We start from the raw sequence: 19,142 nt of genomic DNA, 5'->3' as shown, positions 1-19,142 counted from the left end.
CCCAACCGGACCGGCAGGGAGGAAGACATGCCGAGCCGGCAGGCTCCGAGGCATGATGCGGGTGGCACGGTGCCCTGCCGCCGGTCGATGCTGCGCGGGCTTGGTGCCGCCATCCTGTCGGCGCTCCCGGCGATGGCGCTGGCGGTTCCCTCCGACGCGTCGCCCCTGCGCATTGGCCTGACCCCGGTCTTTCTGGACTCGGACACCGAACTCCTCACCGCGCTCGAGCGGTTTCTGACGGGCCGGCTCGGGCGTCCGGTCGCGCTGGTGAAGCGCCGCACCTACCAGGAGATCACCACGCTGCTGCTGACCGGACAGGTCGATGCCGCCTGGATCTGCGGCTTTCCCTTCGTGCAGTTCCGCGACCAGCTCTCCCTGGTCGCGGTTCCCGTCTACCGCGGGCGTCCGTTGTACCAGTCCTACGTCATCGCGCAGACGGACGGTCCGGCCGCCGGTTTGGACGGGCTGCGCGGGCATGTGCACGCCTTCTCCGATCCGGACAGCAACTCGGGCTTCCTGGTCACGCGCTATCTCCTGGCGATCATGAAGGAGACACCGGCCAGTTTCTTCCGGCGCAGCTTCTTCACCTACGGGCACCGCAACGTCGTGCGCGCCGTGGCCAGCGGGCTGGCCCAAAGCGGCAGCGTGGACGGCTATGTCTGGGACGTCATGGCGGAGACCGAGCCCGGCCTGGTTGCCGGGACCCGTGTCCTGCACCGGTCGGACTGGCTCGGTTTTCCGCCGATCGCCTGCCTCGCCGGGCGGCGGGACGCTCCGGAGATCCGGATGATCGGGGAGGCGCTGCTGGGCATGCCGTCCGACCCCGTCGGGCGCGCGGTGCTGCGCACGCTGCGCCTCGACGGGTTCGTCGTCACGGCCCCGTCGCTGTTCGATCCGATCGCCGCCATGAACGACTTCGTGAGGGTGCACGCATGAGGCGCGTCCGCCTGCCCGCCTCGCCCCGTGCCTGGCCGCTGACCGTGACGGTGCCGCTGCTTGTCGCCGTGCTCATGGCGATGGTGGGCGCGATGGCCTCCTACTCGGTGCTGGCACGACTGACGGCCGACCAGGAACTGCACCTGCGCCAGCTCGCCGCCGCGCATCTCGACGCCCTCGCCCTGGCGCTCCAGCCGCATGTGGCGCGCCAGGACGTGTGGGAGACCTTCGACATTCTCGACCGGGTGCGCCGGGGGGACGGCGGCGGCACCATCCGGCTCCTCGTCGTCACGCTTCCCGACGCCACGGTGCTGGCCGCCACCGACCCGCGGCTGCTTCCGGTCGGGACCAGCCTCCCGCCCGAGTTGCGGGAACGGCTCGACCCGGGCGCCGACCTCGTCATCGACGGCGAGCGCGGCCTCGCGTGGTTCCATCGTCCGATCGGCGGCGGGGCCGCGCTCGGCCACGTCCTGACCGAGATCGACATGGCCCCGCTGATCGCCGTCCGGTGGGAGGTGCTGGGAACCCTCGCCGGGGTCAATGGCGGGCTGATCCTCCTGTTCGCCGCGGCGGGCTATGGGCTGGTCGCCCGGATCCTGCGGCCGCTCGGCATCCTCGACCAGTATGTGGAGCGGGTGCGCACCGGGACGGCCGAGCCGATCCCCCGCCGCTTCATCGCCGGCGAGCGCAACGAGTTCGGCCGCCTGTTCCACCGCTTCAACGCCATGGCGCGCGCGGTCGCCGAGCGTGAGGCGCTGGCCGCCCGCCTGGCCGACGAGGAGAAGCTGGCGCTGCTCGGACGGCTCGCCTCCGGCATGGCGCACGAGGTCAACAACCCGCTCGGCGGCATGCTGACGGCGGTGGACACGCTCAAGCGCCACGGTGACGACGCCGCCGTGCGCCAACGCTCGACCGCCTTGCTGGAACGCGGGCTGCGCGGGATCGGCAACGTGGTGCGCGCCGCGCTCGTCGCCTACAAGGAGCCGCCCGGTGCCGTGGCGACCACGCCCGAGGATCTGGACGACCTCCGCTTCCTCATCGCCCATGAGGCGCAGCGCCGCCACGTGACGCTCGCGTGGGAGAACCGTCTGGACGGGCCGATGCCCGCCGATGGCGCGGCGGTGCGCCAGATGACCCTGAACCTGCTGCTGAACGCCTGCCGCGCCTCGCCGCCGGGAGGAACCGTCGCGATGACGGCCGTCGCCCTGGACCATGGGCTGGCCGTTACGGTCCAGGACGACGGGGCGGGCCTGCCCGCGGAAGACGCCGAGCTGCTGCGCGGCAAAGGGGCGGCGCCGCTGCCGCAGGGCGGGCGGGGGCTGGGGCTGTGGACGGTCGCCCGGCTGCTCGACCGGGTGGGCGGCGGGGTCGAGGTCGGCCGCGGGCCGGCGGGCGGGACCAGGGTGACCGTGTTCGTTCCATTCCCGGACGGGAGACGGGCCGATGCCGCGGCATGACCTTCCACGCGTCGCCATCGTCGAGGACGACCCGATCATGGGAGAGTCGCTGGTGGAGCGGCTGTCGCTCGAAGGCTACCGCCCGCTCTGGCTGACCACCGGTGCTGCGGCGCTGGAGTGGTTCGGCGCGCAGCGTCCCGACCTCCTGCTCTGTGACATCCGGCTGCCGGACATGACCGGCGAGGAGCTGTTCCAGGCCCTGCTCCCGCGGCTGGGCGGCACGCCGGTGATGTTCATGACCGGCTTCGGCGACATTGGTCAGGCGGTGCGCCTCGTCCGCGCCGGGGCTGACGACTACCTCACGAAGCCCTTCGTGGTGGAGGAGTTCCTGGCGCGCATCGCCGAACTCCTGCGCGGTCGCAGCCCCGACGATCCGGACGCGGCGCTCGGGAGGTCGCCGGCGATCCGGCAGGTCGAACATCTGCTCCGCCGGGTGGCGGACGTGGACAGCACGCTGCTGATCTCCGGAGAGAGCGGCGTCGGCAAGGAGGTGGCGGCCGCTTTCGTCCACCGGATCTCCCGGCGGGCGCCATCGCCCTTCATGGCCGTGAACTGCGCGGCCATTCCCCCCGACCTCATCGACAGCGAGCTGTTCGGGCACGAGAAGGGCGCGTTCACCGGGGCGCACGCGCTCCACCGCGGCTATGCCGAGCGCGCCGGCAACGGTGTGCTCTTCCTCGACGAGGTCGGCGAGCTGCCGCACCCGGTCCAGGCCAAGCTTCTCCGGCTGGTGCAGGAGCGGGTGTTCTTCCGGGTCGGCGGCGAGAAGCCCCTTCCGTTCCAGGCCCGTCTGGTCTGCGCCACCAACGCGGACCTGGACGGCCTCGTGCGCGCCGGGACATTCCGTCGGGACCTGTACTATCGCCTCAACGTCATTCCGGTCGCGGTGCCGCCGCTGCGGGAGCGGCCGGACGACGTGCTGCCGCTGCTGCAGGCCTATCTGCACCAGTATGCCGAGGCATTCGGGCGCCCCGCCCAGCGGCTGACGCCGCAGGCGGAGGCCGCCGCCCTGGAGCACGACTGGCCCGGCAACGTCCGGGAGCTGCGCAACCGGATCGAGCGGGCGGTGGTCCTGGCGACCGGCCCCTGGATCAGCGCCAACGACCTGTTTCCCGAGCGGCACGTGGTGGACCGCTTCGGCACCGGCACCGGATGGCCGCCGCTGATGGCGGTTCGCGACGAGAGCGAGCGATCGCACATCCTGGTGACCCTGCGCCGTGCCGACGGACAACTCGGCAGGGCCGCCGACCTGCTCGGCGTCGGGCGCACGACGCTGTGGGAGAAGATGCGGCGCCTCGGGATCGCGGCGGAACAAACGGAGTAGCCGCTGCCCCGCGCACCGGGGATCCGGGAACCCGAACAGGCCGCGACCGGCGTTCCGGGGTTCACCGGCCCCGATGTTCGGGAAATCGAACATGCGGGCGCCTCCCAACCGCCGATTCCAAGGGGTCCCGGCGCAAACGTCCTCTCTGGCACGCCGGGTGCTATGTGCGCCGGACAACGACAAGACCAGGGGAGGACACCCGATGAAGGAATGCCCGAAACTCGTGGAACTCGGCCGCCGCCAGTTCCTCGGCCGCGGCGCGTTGGCCGCCGCCGGCGCCGCGGCCGTCACCGCGGTGCCATCCGGCGCGGCCCGCGCGGCGCTGCCCGCCGCCCGGGTCGATTATCCCACCAGCCGCCTTGCCAACATCAAGGACCTGAAGGTCAACGAGCCGATGCCGATCCACTATCCGGACATGGACTCGCCGGGTGTGCTGGTGAAGCTCGGCGCCCGGGTGCCGGGCGGGGCCGGACCGGACGGCGATCTCGTCGCCTACTCGACCCTGTGCCCGCACAAGGGCTACCCGCTCGCCTACGACGCCAAGGACCGGACGCTGAACTGCCCCGGTCACTTCTCGCGCTTCGACTGCGAGAAGGAAGGCCAGCAGGTGTGGGGCCACGCCACCCAGAATCTGCCGATGTTCCGTCTGACCGTGGATGCCAAGGGCGACATCAGCGCCGTCGGCGCGGACGAGCTGATTTACGGCCGCACCCGCAACGTGCTGCAGGGCTGAAGGGAGAGGACCGGACCATGACCTACAAGCGCGGCATCGACCAGCTTCCCATCCCGCCCAAGGACGCCCGCGTGCAGAACGTCGTCTGCGACTTCTGCATCGTCGGCTGCGGCTACAAGGCGATCTCCTGGCCCATCGACCGGCAGGGCGGGGCACGCCCCGACCAGAATGTCTTCGGCGAGGATCTGGCCCAGCAGCAGGGGGCGGAAAGCGCGTCCTGGTACAGCCCCTCCATGTACAACGTCGTCTCCCAGAACGGGAAGCTCGTCCATCTCGTCATCAAGCCCGACAAGGCGTGCGAGGTGAACGGGGGCCTGAGCTCCGTGCGCGGCGGTCGCATGGGCGAGACGCGGGTCTCCGAGCAGACCGGCACCATGCAGGCGCGCCTGGGCCATCCCATGGTGTGGCGCTATTCGCAGATGATGCCGACCTCCTGGGAGGACTCGCTGGCCCTGGTCGCCGACGTCACCCGGCGCGTGATCGAGGAGATGGGCGAGGACGGGGTGATCGTCTCGGCCTTCGACCATGGTGGTGCCGCCGGCGGGTACGAGAACACCTGGGGCACCGGCAAGCTCTACTTCGATGCGATGAAGGTGAAGAACATCCGCATCCACAACCGGCCGGCCTACAACTCCGAGGTTCACGCCAGCCGCGACATGGGCGTGGGCGAGCTCAACAACTGCTACGAGGACGCCGAGCTCGCCGACACCATCTTCGTCGTCGGCGCCAACCCGCTGGAGAACCAGACCAACTACTTCCTGGCGCACTGGGTGCCCAACCTGCGCGGCGACACGCTCGACAAGAAGAGGCAGCTGCTGGCGGGCGAGGCGCACGCCGCCGGCCGCATCATCATCGTCGACCCGCGGCGCACGGTGTCGGTGAACGCCTGCGAGACGGTGGCCGACAGGAACAACGTCCTCCATCTCGCCATCAACCCCGGCACCGACCTTGTGCTTCTCAACGCGCTGCTGACCGAGGTCGTCGCCCGCGGCTGGCACGCGAAGGACTTCATCGCCCAGCACACCAAAGGGTTCGACGAGGCCGCCACGGCCAACAAGGTCTCCATCGACGACGCGGCGTCCATCACCGGGCTTCCGGCCGCCGACATCCGCAAGGCGGCGCAGTGGATCGCCGAGCCGAAGGCGGACGGCAAGCGGCGCCGCACCATGATGGCCTACGAGAAGGGCCTCATCTGGGGCAACGACAACTACCGCACCAACGCGGCGATGGTGAACCTGGCGCTGGCCACCCACAGTATCGGCCGCGAAGGCACGGGCTGCGTGCGTCTCGGTGGCCACCAGGAGGGCTATGTGCGACCGTCCGACGCCCATGTCGGGCGCCCGGCCGCCTATGTCGACCAGCTCCTCATCGGCGGGCAGGGCGGCGTCCACCACATCTGGGCGGTCGATCATTTCAAGTCGACCCTGAACGCCGAGGAGTTCCGCCGCGTCTACCGCCGCCGCACCAACATGGTGAAGGAGGCGATGGACAGCGTTCCCTACGGCGACCGCGCGGCGCAGCTCGAACAGATCGTCGCCGCCATCAAGCGCGGCGGCCTGTTCAGCGTGGTGGTCGATATCCTCCCCACCCAGATCGGCGAGGCGGCGCATGTCTGGTTGCCGGCCGCCACCGCGGGCGAGATGAACCTGACCTCGATGAACGGCGAGCGCCGCCTGCGGCTGACCGAGCGCTACATGGACCCGCCGGGCGAGGCGATGCCCGACGCGCTGATCGCCGCACGTCTGGGCAATGCCATGGAGGAGTCGTTCCGCCGCGCGGGCAACGAGACGTATGCCGCCCAGTTCAAGGGCAAGTTCGGCTGGAAGACCGAAGAGGACGCCTTCATGGATGGTTACAACCAGAATGCGGAGGGAGGCCGGTTCGTCACCTACGAGCGTCTGCGCGCCATGGGCACCAACGGCGTGCACGAGCCGGTGGTCGGCTTCGAGAACGGCAGACTGATCGGGACGAAGCGGCTCTACACCGATGGAAAGTTCAAGACCGACGACGGCCGGGCCAAATTCATGAAGACCGAATGGCGCGGCCTCGAGGTGGCCGGCCGCGCCCAGCAGAAGGAGAAGTATGCGTTCCTGATCAACAACGGCCGCAACAACCTGGTCTGGCAGAATGCCTTCTACGACGTGCACACGCCGTTCGTCCGCGAGCGCATGCCCATCGCACCCATCGAGATGAACCCCGGCGACATGGCGAAGCTGGGGCTGGCGGCGGGTGACCTGGTGGAGGTCTACAACGATGTCGGCTCGACCCAGGCGATGGTCTACCCGACGCCGACGGCGAAGCCCGGCCAGGCCTTCATGCTGTTCATCGCCCCCACCGGCCAGGTCGGCAACGTGATCAGCAAGGGGACCAACGAGTTCATGATCCCCAACTACAAGAACGTCTGGGCCAACATCCGGCGCATCGGCCACACACCGGGGGCCGAGGGGATGAGCTTCAAGAGCATCGAGTATCCCAAGGATCTGTAGGTCGGCATCGATGGACGGTCGTGGAGGGGGGCCGGAGCACTCCTCCACCACCGCGGCTGACCGCGGTTTCCGGGTACCAGAGCTTGACGAAGGTTTGGACCCCCAAGACGTCGGAGAGCGACCCCGAGGAGGTCAGGATGGGATCGGGTGGCCTGCGCTCGAGCAGGCCGCCTCGAGGATCCGACATGTCCGACGACCCGCACACCGGCAATACCGACGGCGCCCGAAGGCTTCCATTGAGGCTGGGTCGCTCCACCTGTTTGGGGAAGGAAAGCAAGGTTCACCGGCGGCTGTCCGGCAGGTCGAGCCTGTCCGACGTCACGCGGCCTGGATGATCTTCTTTCTGGCCATGGGGGCGGTGTCAGCGAAGGTCTGCATCGGCGAGCGTCCAAAACACCATCGCCCCTGATGGTGTCTGACTTCGTTGTATTCCCGTATCCAAGTCGGCCTGCAACTGGTCGATTGTCGCGTGAAACCGCCTCCGGAAGGCGACTCGGTGGAACTTGTCCAAGACGGGCCTGGGTCTCGTCCGGGGTTCCGCCGCCGAGCGCCGAGTGCGGTCGGTCGGTGTTGTCGTCGGTGATCCAGCGGCCGATCCCGGCCCTGGCCTCGCTGCCCGTTTCGAAGGCATGGAGGTAGACACATTCGTATGTCATCGATCGCCACAGCCGCTCGATGAACACGTTGTCCATCCACCGGCCGCGCCCGTCCATCGACACCCGGATGCCGGCCGCGGTCAAGAGGCCGGTGAAGCGTGGGCTGGTGAACTGGCTGCCCTGATCGGTGTTGAAGATGTCCGGTCGGCCATAGTGCGCCATCGCCTCCTCCACGGCCTCCATGCAGAACTCGACATCCATGGTGTTCGACAGCCGCCATGCCAGAACACGGCGGGATGCCCAGTCGATGACGGCGGCCAGGTACAGGAAGCCGCGGCGCATGGGGATGTGCGTGATATCGCTGCACCACACGTGGTCGGGGCGGTCGATGGTGAGGTTGCCCAGCAGGTACGGCCGGATCTTGTGCTCCGGATGCGGCACGCTCGTCTTCGGGCGCTGGTGGACCGCCCGCAGGCCCATCCGTGCCATCAGGCGGCGAACCCGCTTGCGGTTGACCTCGTGGCCATGCCGGCGCAGATGCCGGGTCATCTGCCGGCTCGCCTTTGGCCGGCCCTTAGTGGCTCGACCGGCTGATCGAAACCAGCTCGCACCGCCGGGTGATCGCCAAACCCGGATGATCCGGCTCGATCAGCTCCCGCCCCCGGCCGACGCTCATCGACCGGAGGCCTTGCGCAAAAAATCCCGCTCCACGACCAGCTGGCCGATCATGGCGTGCAGCTTCTCCACCTCGCCCTGATGGCTGGCTTCGGCCCCCTCCGCCTTGCCGGAGAACACCCCGGCCATCCCCTCGACCGCCCGCTTCTTCCAGGCGTTGATCAGCGTCTGGCGCACCCCAAGCTTGGCGATGAGCTGCGACACCGTCAGATCGCCGCGGATCGCCTCCAGCACCACCTTCGCCTTGTACTCTGCCGAATACCGCTTCCGACTCCCCGTCATTCTCGGGTCCGTCCTCTCTCTGGGCGAACCAAGCTTATCCGACTGTCCGGCGATCGGAGACCATTTCAGTTCCCGGCGGACCGTTCCCGCCGCTCCGCCTCCTCGATCGCCGATCACCGTCGACGCTCAAGCGGCACGGCGAACCAAAACCGGAGATTTTTCCCCGGAGATGGATTACGAACGGTACGTCATACGTAGGCAAACTGTGTCGTGACTGGCGCGACGGAATCGATGGATGGCGATGGCGGGTCGGGCTGGGGCCTCCCGTCCAGGGAGGCGTGATCTGACGGTCCGGTTTTCAAAGGAACAGCCGCGGTGATGAGGACGGCCCTGGATACCCGTCCCGTGTTCCACGTCGCCGGTGCGCTGATGTCGGTTCTCGCCGTGGCCATGCTGGCAGCCCTGCTGGTGGAGATCGGAGCCGGCGGCGGGGAGTGGATGGCCTTTGCCGCGTCCGCGGGGATCACACTGTTCTGCGGCGTGCTTCTGATGCTGATGAACCGGACGGAACGGGTGGCGCTGACACTGCGCCAGACCTTCCTGCTGACCTCGGTATCCTGGGTTCTGGTTGGCGCCTTCGCGACACTGCCCTTCCGGCTGTCGGACCAGCTCGACCTGTCGACGGCCGACGCCGTCTTCGAGGCGATGTCGGGGCTGACGGCGACCGGGGCCACGGTGATCGTCGGGCTCGACACGCTCTCGCCGGGGTTGCTGCTTTGGCGCTCGCTGCTGCAATGGATGGGCGGGATCGGGATCATCGCCATGGGGATCGCCGTCCTGCCGGTGCTCCGGGTCGGCGGTATGCAGCTGTTCCGCTCCGAATCGTCGGAGCGGTACGAGAAGGTGGTGCCGCGCGCCAGCGAGCTCGTGGCCGCCGTGATGTGGATCTACTCGCTGCTGACGCTGTGTTGCGCGGCGTGCCTGGCACTGGCGGGGATGAGCCCGTTCGACGCGGTGAACCATGCCATGACCACACTGTCCACCGCCGGATTCTCCACCCGCGACGCCTCGATCGGCGACTGGAACAACCCGGTGATCGAGTGGATCCTGGTGGTGTTCATGATGGCGGGCGGCGTGCCGATGGCGCGCTTCGTCAGCGCGCTGCGCGGCGACCTGGGCCCGATCTGGCGCGACACCCAGGTGCGCTGGTATCTCGGCTTCATGGCGGTGGTGTCGCTCGTCATGGCCGCGTGGCTGTACGCCACGCTGGACCTGCCGGTGGACGACGCCGTCCGGCTGTCCACGTTCAACGTGGTTTCGGTGGTCACCACGACCGGCTTCGTTTCCGGCGACTACGGCCTGTGGGGGCCGACCGCGATCATGGTGTTCCTGATCCTCAGCACGATCGGCGGCTGCACCGGCTCGACCACCGGCGGCATCAAGATCTTCCGGTTCGAGGTGCTGTTCATGGTGCTGCGGGTGCAGATTCATCGCCTGTACACACCGCACCGGGTGCTGCCGCTGCGCTACAACGACCGTTCCGTGGACGCCGATGTCATGATCTCGGTGATGAGCTTCGGCTTCGTCTACATGGCATCGATCTTCCTCGTGGCCCTGGCGCTCGGCGGCTTCGGGCTCGATCTGGTCACCGCGTTGTCCGGGGCGGCGTCGGCGATCGGCAACATCGGCCCCGGCCTTGGTCCCATCATCGGACCGTCCGGCACCTTCCAACCGCTGCCGGACAACGCCAAATGGCTGTTGTCCGGCGCCATGCTGCTGGGCCGGCTGGAGTTCTTCACACTGCTGGTGCTCTTCGGACGGGCTTTCTGGCGGGGATGATCCCGCCTGGACATCCCGCCCGCGCACGGGCGGTAATGTCTCCTCGACAGGCCGATATTGTCACCCAACCCGGTGGGCGTGATCTGGCGGCGCGACGGGCGTCACGGATCTCCAACGCGCCCGCATCCTGTGTCGCCGCACCGGATTCCGTGCCGGTGCCTCAAGAATCGACAGGGCGCACAGCGAAGGTGTGCCGCGACAGGATTCATGAGTTTCGGTTTGTGCTAAATTTCTGATTTATCATGCGTAGGTGACTGAAAAAGTGGAATGAAACGACAGAATTCAAGAGACTGCTGTTGGGTATCGACAACATTCTTGAGATCAACGATAGCTTGTGTAAGGAGAAATTGTTGCGATTGTACTCCCACGTCGCTGCGGAACCGATGCGGCCATCAGAAGCCTTGCTTCGCGCCGTCGTTCACTCCCTGTCGCCGGCTGGCACGACAAGGCCGTATCGGCGTAGACCGATTTGTGCTTCGTCAATCCCAACGCACCGGAGCGATCCGTTGAGTAGTTCTCTCACGGTATTGACAGCGGCAGCGCCTCGGAAATCGGCATGAAAGGCAGTTGTCGATGTAGGTCCTACTTTTCCCTCTACAGACGCTCTGTGGCGTTGCACGGCCTCCGCCACCGCATCCAGGAAACGTTCCAACTCCCTGCTTCCGAAGAAGTATGATTGTTGTTTGTTTGTATTTCCGACGATGTCGACGATCATTCCTGCGTTCACGATGGCCCAGAACGCTATTGGAGAAACGCCGAGCATTGCGGCCGCCTCGGAGCTTCTCATTACCCGCCCGGCCGACGCGACCGCTTCAACGACAAGCGTTCTGCTCAGCACGGGTTCACCATCCAACTCAAACTTCGACAGGCGTCGGCATGCACCCGATTTCCGAAGCCTGTCCCTTTCGACACCCATCATGACGGCTGCCTCGTCCATGGTGATGACGTCGGGCTCCCTGAGCGTACGGCGCACTGGGTCCGAGTCCTCCATGATGCGTTTCTGGAAGGCATCCCGTAGGCTCTCCGGGACTTCCCGGGCCAGCTCGAGCAGACGCCCGATGACATACGGGCGTTCATTCTTCGATGCAATTCCTTCCAGGTTCAGCAACCGGGAAGGCCAATCGACACAGGCATCATATGCGTCGTTGAGCGTCAGGTGGACGTCCTCAATCCAGCCAGACCGGATCGCCCTCTTCCGAATGTGATGCGACATGACGAGCAGGTGGAGCAACTTCAGTGAGCCCACTTCGTCAAACGCGGAAAACGGCAACCGCGCCCGCGCCCCGGCCGCCTCGTCCATGAACTCCGACTGACCAAGCAGGCCGTAGATGAGAGCCGTCCCCCGAAGTTGTTCCGGCGGGACGGAGGTTGAGCGCATACGCCGGAGGTTGGCGCCGCAAGCGTGACATGCCCAAGGATCGAGACCGGACCATGCAAGCTCATGGCCACATCTGGCGCACCGGATGACCAGTCGCTTGCGATGCAGGGGGCATGCCGATACAAGCGAGATGTCCCAAATGCAGCGGTGGTGCTCGGACTCCTCCAGACAATCCGGGCAGAACCTCTTCCATTTCCAGTTGACGAGACGGACCGGGACGGTCAAGCCCGCCAGCCGAAGCATCGTATGATCGCCCGGTATGTAGTACGACAGTAGAGCGGCGGCGTCGCGGTCCACACCCATCACATCTGCAAGCTGACCGATAGACCGCAGTGCGGGTCCGTGGGTGACGGGACAGGCGTCGGCTATGCGGGCGAGGTCGGCGATGGTGATGCAGTTCCGATGGGCGACCCGCCCCATGTAACCGAGCATGCTCTCCCCGGGGAGAGGGGCGCTCCGGAAACGCAATCGTCTGGTCATGAACCTTTCCTGGCATGCACGACACGTTGCACTCCAGGATCGCTTCCGACTGTGAACGGCAAGTTATGCGGTATGCCGAATTCTGTGACGGCAATGTTCGGGGAGCCGCCTTTTGGTTCCGCATGGGCGATGTGGCGTACAACGCGGTCAGTGCTGCCCTCTTCCTGCGGCGACGGCCTTGTGCACGAGTTTGTGCAGCAGGTTGAGGGCGGGCGTGCGACGGGGACGGTCCTCGGGCAGGCGGTAGCCACGCCTGTGCAGATCGCAAACCGAAGTCGGCCAATCCTGGAGCGCCTGCACACCCGCGGTCACGATGGCGGCGACCCTCTCCGGGCCGGCCCGCACTACCGACGCCACGCGCCTATGGCCGTCCCAACCCTCGGCGGAAGCGCCGAGCGAGAGGGTGATCCTGAAGAGGTCCGATGGTCCGCACCCGGCGAAGTCTTGATGAAGCGACGGCGGCGGACCTTCCCGGATGACGGAACGCAGGAATGCGAGGGCGGCGATCTCCTCATCCGGTGCGGGACGGATTGCGGCGTCGCGAAACCGCGCCCTGCATTGACAACCTCCGACGGACGGGTAATCCCATCCGGGTTCCGCACCGCACAACGGGCACGAAACCAGGAGGCGGTGGCGGTGCCGAAGGCAGGCGGTTGCCAGGGCGAAGTCCCATTCACCCCGGTGGTGGGGCGCCTCCCGCAAGCAAGCGGGGCAGGCCCGCCTTGCCGCCAACCAGATGAAGTCGCGGTGGACCATTCCCTCGAGAAAGCGGTGGTGACCACGGGGTCCGGCAGGAGGGTATGCCATAAGGTCGAGGCATTCCTGCGCCACGCCGGAAAACGTCGCCAAAGGCAGCAACGATGCGCCCGAGACGGCGCCTCCCGGCTGGCGGACCCCGGCGAGTACGGCGAATTCGCAAGCATTGCGGAATCCTGCCCGGGCCGCCAGCCGCAGTATGAAGCCGGGCAGGCTTTCACCCTCGGCCGGGGCGACCCTGAGGCGAAGGCGCCGCATTGCCCGTTCCTCCTACGCCCGGAAGTCGTCGTCGGCACGCCGCTTCCGGACGGGACGGCTACCGGCCGGGACAGGATCGGGGGCGGCGAACGGCGACGGGTCAGGCGTGCCGCCAATGAACGGATTGACGCCCCTCTTCACGAATTTCTTCTTCTCGTGGGCCCGGGCAAAATGATCCAGGCCGATCCGGTCGGCTCCTTCGCGAGCAGCCATGACGCCCGCGATTTCCACCAACGTTGCGACGTGGCCGATCAGGCCGCCCGACGCGACATGGAGGCGCGCCGCCATCCCGGCCTCGGACAGTCCGGACCTCGCGAATGGCAACTCTCCGTCCATGTCGTGGAGCAGGGCGCGGAAGGTGTCGCGCTGGTCCTCGGCGTACCAGTCGAATGGCCGGAGTTCATGCACTGCCAACAGGCGGCCGCAAAGCTCCTCGTGGGCCTCGAAGATCCTCGTGGCGGAGCAGGTGCCGGATGCGACGATGCAGAACTCGCCCTCGTTGATCAGGTCTTTCAGAAGCGTGGCCCCGGCGATCAATCCGTTGTCGCCTCCGCCGCTTGCCATCTGATGAATTTCGTCGATGAACATGAGGCGTACGCCAAGCTGGCGGACATAATGCAAGACGACGTCCATCATGTCGAACAGGCGGCTCCGGCGGGGTCCTGCGACGCCAGGATACCCGAGCTTGTCCGCCATGCGCTCAACCAGGTTCTTCGGCGTACAGGGGTAGGGTGCCTTGAAGTAGACCACTTCCTGACGGTCGCCGTCCGGTCCTACCACCGGGGGATGGGCGTTCACGTAGTCCAGAATCAGGTGGGTCTTGCCGGATCGCGGTGGGCCATAAAGGAGCAGACAACCGGCCTCGCCGTGGCTGTTGTCCCGATGGTGAAGCCATTCGAAGTCTTTTCGCACAACCTCAAGCCCGTCATACAGCACGAACCAAGCGTGGATCGCTGACACCTTCTTCGCTCGTGCGTCCTTTTCGTCGTCAACGGCCATCGGTTTGTCCTCCGCGGTTGGCGGGATCGGTCTTCCGGATGGTGGACTTCTTCCAACTACGCGGTGTCGGCGGGGTGTCCGCGATGGTCTCCCGGTCCGAAGCAGGTTCCGGCTGCGGCCCCGGCAGGTCGCTTCCATCGGCAGGCTTGGTGGACGCGGGGGCCGTTGTTCCTGCCGGGGCCATTCCCACGCCTGCGAAGCGGGCGATCCGGTCCAACCGGATTCTGGCGCCTTTGGCCCGGTGTTCGTCCGCTTGACGGCGTAGATAGTCGAGCGCGGCCAAGGCGGTTTCGTCACCGCCTGCCCGGTGTGCCCGCGCCTTCTTGAGCGCACAGGAGCGCGTCCACTGGAAAAGGGTGATCTGGTGGGGAAAATCTGGATCGATGGGGCCCACTTCCAGCGCCTCGCCCGTGACCGGATGGATGACCTGGACGGTGTGGACATCGAGCGGATCGACCCGGATGCGGACCTTGTCGCCGCGTTTGAAGCTGGGCAAGGCACGGATGTCCGCCACCACCGGGCCGTTCCACCAGAGATTCTTCCACCGGATTCCCTTCTTGACCGGCGTGGCGACATCGATGATCCGGAGGACGTCGAGCGCCTTCATCGACGTGGGGCGGCGCGGCGGACGCCGTGCCTCGGCCGCCAGCCAACGGCGGATCGGGACGTCGCCGATCCCTTCGTGGACCTGGTTGTGATAGACGTCGAGAAGCCAGTGGTGGAACCGGGCGACCAGGACGCCGAAGGGGATGCAGGCCGGGCCGGCAGCTTCCGCTCCGCCCGGCTTGCGGATGGACGGGTTGACGGTTCCGGAGACGCGGTGGCTGACCTCCTCGTTGGCTGTGCGGAAGAACCGTTCGATCTTGCCCTTGAACTCCGGGCAGTCGACCGGCGCCCATTCGATCCGGAAGCCAAGCTGGAGGGCCGCCTCCTTGAGGCTGTTGCCGAGGAATTCCGGCCCGTTGTCGTTGACGACCATGTCGGGAACCCCCCAGCACGGATACTCCGTCCTGACGTCGGGATACTGCTGTTTCACGTAGGCTTTGGGCGTCATCATGTGCCGCAGGCAGAGCATCAGCGAAACCGTCGACGGACTTTCGAACCCGATGTGGAAGCCCACGATGCAACGGCTGTGGCGGTCGATCGCGGCGGTGATCCAAGGACGGCCGAGCTCCACCTTCGTGTCGTCGGCGAGCACGACGAGGTCGAGCCGCGTGTGGTCGATCTCGACCACCTCCATGATGCCATCGGGCTCCGGCCCCTTCATGACGGGCTTGAAGACCGCGTCGGCAGCTTTGCGTCCCTTCCTTTTCAGCAGCCTGTCGCGCTGGTCGAGTGCCTCGATGTGCCGCTGGATGGTTCGCAGGCTGGGGCATGCGAGGTGCCCGTCCGGCCCGTGTCGGCCGTTCCATGCCACGACCTCTCGGTGCAGGGCCGCGTGCACATGCTTGGCCTTGTTCTGGCTCCGGTTCATGTAGACTTCATCGATGAGGTCCTTGAGCCTGTCCCTCAGGAACGGGTGCAGCGTGCTGCAGTCCGGTCCGCGCTTGTGGTACTTGGGCAGCAGGATGCGGACGTCCCCGGTCCCGGCCCGTTCCCACAGCGCCAGCCAACGGCTGAGCGTGTTCCAGGCGGGAGGCGACATGTCGCCGATCTCCCCGGCGGTTTGGTCGATCATCGGACCCAAGCCGGCCCGTGTCCGTGAAGGCTCTCCCGCGGCGTGGTAGGCCCGGATGTACGCGTGCCGCCGCTCCGCCTCGCGCCGCATGGTCACCGGAACAGCGCCGTAGTCGGCGCGTAGCAGCGCCTTCGTATCGGCGTCGAGCGCCTTTATCGGGTCCTCGACGCGGAGAATACGACCCTCCGCGAACCCGACTTCGAACTCCACCTCGGTCAAGGCGCGGATCGCGCCGCTTTCGGGTTGTTCCAGGTACAAGGACATGGCGCCGTCGGGGTGCCGGTTCGCCTTCCTGATCATCTTCAGGACGACTCCGTCCACCTCGAAGAACTGGTCCCGCCGCAACCGCTCGGCCGCGATCATGCCAGCCTCCCGTCGCCGGAGACTGCCAAGACCGGGGTGTCCGGCCCGAGGGGCGAGTCCATCTGGACGCGCACGCAACCTCGGGCCGTCAGGGCCAGGACGATGCCCCATGCTCCGCCGTCGCCGCCGAGCGCCGCGTGCAGGTCGCCCAGGCTGGAGGCGCGGCCCTCGGCGACGGCGACGGCGATGCGGACGACCGCTTCGGGCGGCACTTCGACGCGCTGGTGCCGGAGCAGAAGTTTGGCGTTGTCGAGCCGGGGCTGAGCCTTCAATTCCCCGTCCGTGACGACCCGGAACTCCACGCCTTTTGCCGCGTACAACCCCTTCAGGGCGGCGGCAGCGATGACGTTTTCCTCCAGGGCAGCCTCGGCGGTGGTCAGGGCGGCGAGCGCCATGCGGCGGTCCCGAAGATGCACGTCGAGGTCGGAGCGGAATGTCCGTTCCCCGCCGTCGAGGCTGAAGGTCACGGAGGACGTCTCGCGCGTGTAGGAGACGACGTCGGGATCGACCTCCAACAGGGTCAGCAGGTCGACGAGCCAGTATCGGCCAAAGGTGACCATGCACCCGGCCTTGAGGCTGGGGAACGCGAGCACGGGCCGGCGGTCGCCTTTGGGCTTCGAGGCGCGGGACGGGGCGGGCTTGCGTGCGAGTTTGCGAAGACGCGGGCGGGACGAGGACACGCGCTCGCGGCTCGCGTCGGGCGACGCGGCGGGATGGAACTTTCGCATCGGAGGCCAGTCCTGAGGGAGCGTGGGACGCCGTCGGCGCGGTGCGGGACGGCAGGCTCGGGGCGGCGGACTAGGCCGATATTATTCGGGAAATGAGGCAGCATCCCGCTGTTGCGGGAAGGTCGGACACGCGGTGATCGAGCGCACGACTATTCATGGTTCCCTGGATACCAGGACTGAAGAAAATTGTCAACATAGGTTGCGCTCCTCTGAAAGGATACGCGCTCCAGGCCGTTCCCGTGCAGGCCATGCTGGGCGTGGCTGGTGTCCCGCAAAGGTCAGGAGATCCAGTCCAGAATCACCCCCAGTGGGCGTGGCACCCGGAGAAGGCGGCCCCCGGGAAGGGTGAGCACGCATTCGTCGCCACCGTCGTCTATCTCGCTGATCCCGATGACCGCAGTCGCACGCAGGGCATGGAAGCGCCCGTCTGCATCCTTCAGGACGAGGTAGCCGCCCCGGCGTCGGCCCTCAGGGTCTTCCATGACGATCTCCGTATCCGACATGGGCCGGGTGGCGTCTGGCACCAAACTCAGGCATTGGTTCCTCCAAGTTGATCGCGGAGGGATAATGTTCCTTGTTTGTTCCAGTGGCAACGCCGGCTTTGGCCATATCCGTCGGGTTTGGGTCGATGGCCCCATGCATCGGCGACGTCCATGTACGACTGCGTACGTTCTCCGCGCCCGGAAGGCCGGACGCGGGTTCACTTGGCATTGGCAGGTGGAGGCGGATGCGACCTTTCCTGGGGCAGCCTTGCTGCGCATGGCACTGAATGTGCGGAGGCGGATCGGTTTTGCGCCCACCCGCCTCCGGCACGGGCCGCGAAGCCTGGAGCGTTCACGTGCCCTCTGCCAAAATTAGACACCCATCGCCTGCGATAGTATTTCTTCCCACTTGTCCATGTCCCTTTCCGTCGCGAACCAGATGGCGGTTGTCGGGTTGTTTTCATCCCGGAGCTTGAACTGGATTTTGAACAAGGACTTATGGCCGCCCTGCTCAAACCAGACAGGTTGCCAACCGCGAATCATGTCGCGGTCATAGATGTGAAGACGCTTGCCGGGCTCCGCCAGCGCGATCTTCCCGGTTCCGGCAGAGATCGCAATGATCGAGGCGAATCCGTCGTACACCTTGTCGAAATTAATCCCGCTCCCCTTCAAGGCGGCGAGATTCTCCGCGTGGATTTTCTTTTTCCCACCGGCCAGCAGGTAGTAGGCGAGATAAACGATGCCGCCCAGCAGGAGCAGCAGCGCGAACCCGCCGATGTTGTCATTCATTGAAGTCCTCCGATGCTTGCCCGCCACGTTGTCCGCCCACCACCGCTTGGCCTTGGTGAAGCATCCAGTCGCCCATTCACGTGGTGAAGGCGTTGGATACGGAGATGCTTCGACACCTTTCCCGTCCATGGCCTTCTGCTTTTCGCCGTAGGGCATATCCGCGGAGGTTGGCGGTTGCCAACCCGATACACTAGATATCCTAGTTATAAGAAGGAAAAGTTCATGGACGGCGGCGGCGGGCCACAGGCACACCCGCTTTCATGGAAGGACTTGGCGACCGATTGCGGGTACGAGCGCTGGCGTTGGGGCTGAGCGATGCCGAGGTGGCGCGCCGGAGCGGCCTCGATTCGCGACGATACGGGCACTACGTGCGCGGGCTGCATGAGCCTGACTTGGGGACGTTGGTGCGGATCGCCGAGGTGTTGGGGACGACGCCTGACGGCCTGCTTCTCTCCGCTCCGCGTCCGATGTCGGTCGGCAGGGAGTTGCCCGAACGGGTCGCTCGCATGGCGCGTCTGCTCGCGATGGCGGACGTGCTCGACGACGATGACCTCGACTTGGCTGCCGAACAGGTGGAAGCGCTGGTCCGGCATCGCCGGACACGCGCCGATCAAGAAGATCGGCCATAGGTGTTCTTCTGAAAGTGGAGATCGGCCCAGGTTTTCGGACGGCTGCCCGCTTGGATCGTGGTGTGCTTGGTATGTATCCGGATGGCGGCCATCTCAGCCTCCACTAACGAAACGTGGAGATCTCCGCGACAAGCGTCCCGAACGCAGCCGTGACACAGCTTGGATATCTCCCCGGCGAGTGCGGCGGCCTCTTTGTCGGAAAGCTGAAAGACCCGGGGCGGCGAGCAGCCCCTTGACGACGGACAGTCCCGTCAGAGCCATAAGGTTGGCGGTGTACATGCCGCCACCTTCTCCGTTTGAAGACATCACCCCCCGCACTGGTGTCCGCCCTCTG

Annotated in this window: 14 protein-coding genes and 1 pseudogene; 7 read left to right on the top strand and 8 right to left on the bottom strand. The window is 66.5% G+C overall.

The window, feature by feature from the left end:
• Positions 1-27: 27 nt before the first annotated feature.
• The 5 genes from HL658_RS19955 (at position 28) to HL658_RS19935 (ending at position 6,936) form a co-directional block, all read left to right on the top strand.
• Complete coding sequence (locus tag HL658_RS19955; RefSeq protein WP_180283966.1) at positions 28-936, top strand: substrate-binding domain-containing protein; 909 nt, start codon at positions 28-30, stop codon at positions 934-936.
• Positions 933-2,393: a sensor histidine kinase gene (locus HL658_RS19950; RefSeq protein ID WP_180283967.1), complete on the top strand. Its 1,461-nt coding sequence runs from the start codon at positions 933-935 to the stop codon at positions 2,391-2,393. The genes HL658_RS19955 and HL658_RS19950 overlap by 4 nt, the downstream gene beginning before the upstream one ends.
• Positions 2,380-3,717: a sigma-54-dependent transcriptional regulator gene (locus HL658_RS19945; protein WP_180283968.1), complete on the top strand. Its 1,338-nt coding sequence runs from the start codon at positions 2,380-2,382 to the stop codon at positions 3,715-3,717. The genes HL658_RS19950 and HL658_RS19945 overlap by 14 nt, the downstream gene beginning before the upstream one ends.
• 202 nt (positions 3,718-3,919) lie before the next feature.
• Positions 3,920-4,450 (top strand): arsenate reductase (azurin) small subunit, encoded by a 531-nt coding sequence (locus HL658_RS19940; RefSeq protein WP_180283969.1) that lies wholly within the window; start codon positions 3,920-3,922, stop codon positions 4,448-4,450.
• Positions 4,451-4,467: 17 nt separating this feature from the next.
• The gene (locus tag HL658_RS19935) at positions 4,468-6,936 is read left to right on the top strand and encodes an arsenate reductase (azurin) large subunit (protein WP_180283970.1); all 2,469 of its coding nucleotides are present in this window, start codon (positions 4,468-4,470) and stop codon (positions 6,934-6,936) included.
• A 524-nt stretch (positions 6,937-7,460) separates the two neighbouring features.
• On the opposite strand, the pseudogene HL658_RS19930 reads toward HL658_RS19935, so the two are convergent.
• A pseudogene (locus HL658_RS19930) lies at positions 7,461-8,489 on the bottom strand (IS3 family transposase); the annotation flags it as partial.
• 318 nt (positions 8,490-8,807) lie between these two features.
• Here HL658_RS19930 and HL658_RS19925 point away from each other — a divergent pair.
• Positions 8,808-10,268 carry a TrkH family potassium uptake protein gene (locus HL658_RS19925; protein WP_180283971.1) on the top strand — a complete coding sequence of 487 codons (1,461 nt, stop codon included), beginning with the start codon at positions 8,808-8,810 and terminating at the stop codon, positions 10,266-10,268.
• A 418-nt stretch (positions 10,269-10,686) separates the two neighbouring features.
• Here HL658_RS19925 and HL658_RS19920 read toward each other — a convergent pair whose 3' ends face one another.
• The 7 genes from HL658_RS19920 to HL658_RS19890 all read right to left on the bottom strand — a co-directional run bounded on the left by HL658_RS19920 (position 10,687) and on the right by HL658_RS19890 (position 18,179).
• On the bottom strand, positions 10,687-12,126 hold the full coding sequence (locus tag HL658_RS19920; RefSeq protein ID WP_281378833.1) for a TniQ family protein: 1,440 nt from the start codon (positions 12,124-12,126) through the stop codon (positions 10,687-10,689).
• Between the two features lie 147 nt (positions 12,127-12,273).
• On the bottom strand, positions 12,274-13,140 hold the full coding sequence (locus HL658_RS38220; protein ID WP_180283973.1) for a TniQ family protein: 867 nt from the start codon (positions 13,138-13,140) through the stop codon (positions 12,274-12,276).
• Positions 13,141-13,152: 12 nt separating this feature from the next.
• Positions 13,153-14,139, bottom strand: a complete 987-nt coding sequence (locus HL658_RS19910; protein ID WP_180283974.1) for a TniB family NTP-binding protein — start codon at positions 14,137-14,139, stop codon at positions 13,153-13,155.
• Positions 14,129-16,180: a DDE-type integrase/transposase/recombinase gene (locus HL658_RS19905; RefSeq protein ID WP_180283975.1), complete on the bottom strand. Its 2,052-nt coding sequence runs from the start codon at positions 16,178-16,180 to the stop codon at positions 14,129-14,131. Before HL658_RS19905 ends, HL658_RS19910 begins: the two co-directional genes overlap by 11 nt.
• Positions 16,177-16,908 (bottom strand): hypothetical protein, encoded by a 732-nt coding sequence (locus HL658_RS19900; protein ID WP_180283976.1) that lies wholly within the window; start codon positions 16,906-16,908, stop codon positions 16,177-16,179. Before HL658_RS19900 ends, HL658_RS19905 begins: the two co-directional genes overlap by 4 nt.
• Before the next feature lie 278 nt (positions 16,909-17,186).
• A complete protein-coding gene (locus tag HL658_RS19895) occupies positions 17,187-17,390 on the bottom strand; it encodes a hypothetical protein (RefSeq protein WP_180283977.1) in 204 nt (67 codons plus the stop codon).
• Between the two features lie 372 nt (positions 17,391-17,762).
• Positions 17,763-18,179, bottom strand: a complete 417-nt coding sequence (locus HL658_RS19890; protein WP_180283978.1) for a hypothetical protein — start codon at positions 18,177-18,179, stop codon at positions 17,763-17,765.
• 260 nt (positions 18,180-18,439) lie between these two features.
• Between HL658_RS19890 and HL658_RS19885 the strand changes: the two genes are divergently transcribed.
• Positions 18,440-18,808: a helix-turn-helix domain-containing protein gene (locus HL658_RS19885; protein WP_180283979.1), complete on the top strand. Its 369-nt coding sequence runs from the start codon at positions 18,440-18,442 to the stop codon at positions 18,806-18,808.
• Positions 18,809-19,142 lie beyond the last annotated feature (334 nt).

Origin of the sequence: Azospirillum oleiclasticum, assembly GCF_013423485.1 — a bacterium.
In the GTDB taxonomy this organism is placed as follows: domain Bacteria; phylum Pseudomonadota; class Alphaproteobacteria; order Azospirillales; family Azospirillaceae; genus Azospirillum; species Azospirillum oleiclasticum.
This window is presented reverse-complemented; position numbering and strand designations above follow the sequence as displayed.

Excerpts from the sequence above, each read along its gene's own strand:
- HL658_RS19945 (WP_180283968.1), top strand. The coding sequence starts at position 2,380 with ATGCCGCGGCATGACCTTCCACGCGTCGCCATCGTCGAGGACGACCCG.
- HL658_RS19920 (WP_281378833.1), bottom strand. The coding sequence starts at position 12,126 with ATGACCAGACGATTGCGTTTCCGGAGCGCCCCTCTCCCCGGGGAGAGC.
- HL658_RS38220 (WP_180283973.1), bottom strand. The coding sequence starts at position 13,140 with ATGCGGCGCCTTCGCCTCAGGGTCGCCCCGGCCGAGGGTGAAAGCCTG.
- HL658_RS19900 (WP_180283976.1), bottom strand. The coding sequence starts at position 16,908 with ATGCGAAAGTTCCATCCCGCCGCGTCGCCCGACGCGAGCCGCGAGCGC.
- HL658_RS19925 (WP_180283971.1), top strand. The coding sequence starts at position 8,808 with ATGAGGACGGCCCTGGATACCCGTCCCGTGTTCCACGTCGCCGGTGCG.
- HL658_RS19910 (WP_180283974.1), bottom strand. The coding sequence starts at position 14,139 with ATGGCCGTTGACGACGAAAAGGACGCACGAGCGAAGAAGGTGTCAGCG.
- HL658_RS19940 (WP_180283969.1), top strand. The coding sequence starts at position 3,920 with ATGAAGGAATGCCCGAAACTCGTGGAACTCGGCCGCCGCCAGTTCCTC.
- HL658_RS19885 (WP_180283979.1), top strand. The coding sequence starts at position 18,440 with ATGGAAGGACTTGGCGACCGATTGCGGGTACGAGCGCTGGCGTTGGGG.
- HL658_RS19895 (WP_180283977.1), bottom strand. The coding sequence starts at position 17,390 with ATGGAAGACCCTGAGGGCCGACGCCGGGGCGGCTACCTCGTCCTGAAG.
- HL658_RS19890 (WP_180283978.1), bottom strand. The coding sequence starts at position 18,179 with ATGAATGACAACATCGGCGGGTTCGCGCTGCTGCTCCTGCTGGGCGGC.
- HL658_RS19905 (WP_180283975.1), bottom strand. The coding sequence starts at position 16,180 with ATGATCGCGGCCGAGCGGTTGCGGCGGGACCAGTTCTTCGAGGTGGAC.
- HL658_RS19950 (WP_180283967.1), top strand. The coding sequence starts at position 933 with ATGAGGCGCGTCCGCCTGCCCGCCTCGCCCCGTGCCTGGCCGCTGACC.
- HL658_RS19955 (WP_180283966.1), top strand. The coding sequence starts at position 28 with ATGCCGAGCCGGCAGGCTCCGAGGCATGATGCGGGTGGCACGGTGCCC.
- HL658_RS19935 (WP_180283970.1), top strand. The coding sequence starts at position 4,468 with ATGACCTACAAGCGCGGCATCGACCAGCTTCCCATCCCGCCCAAGGAC.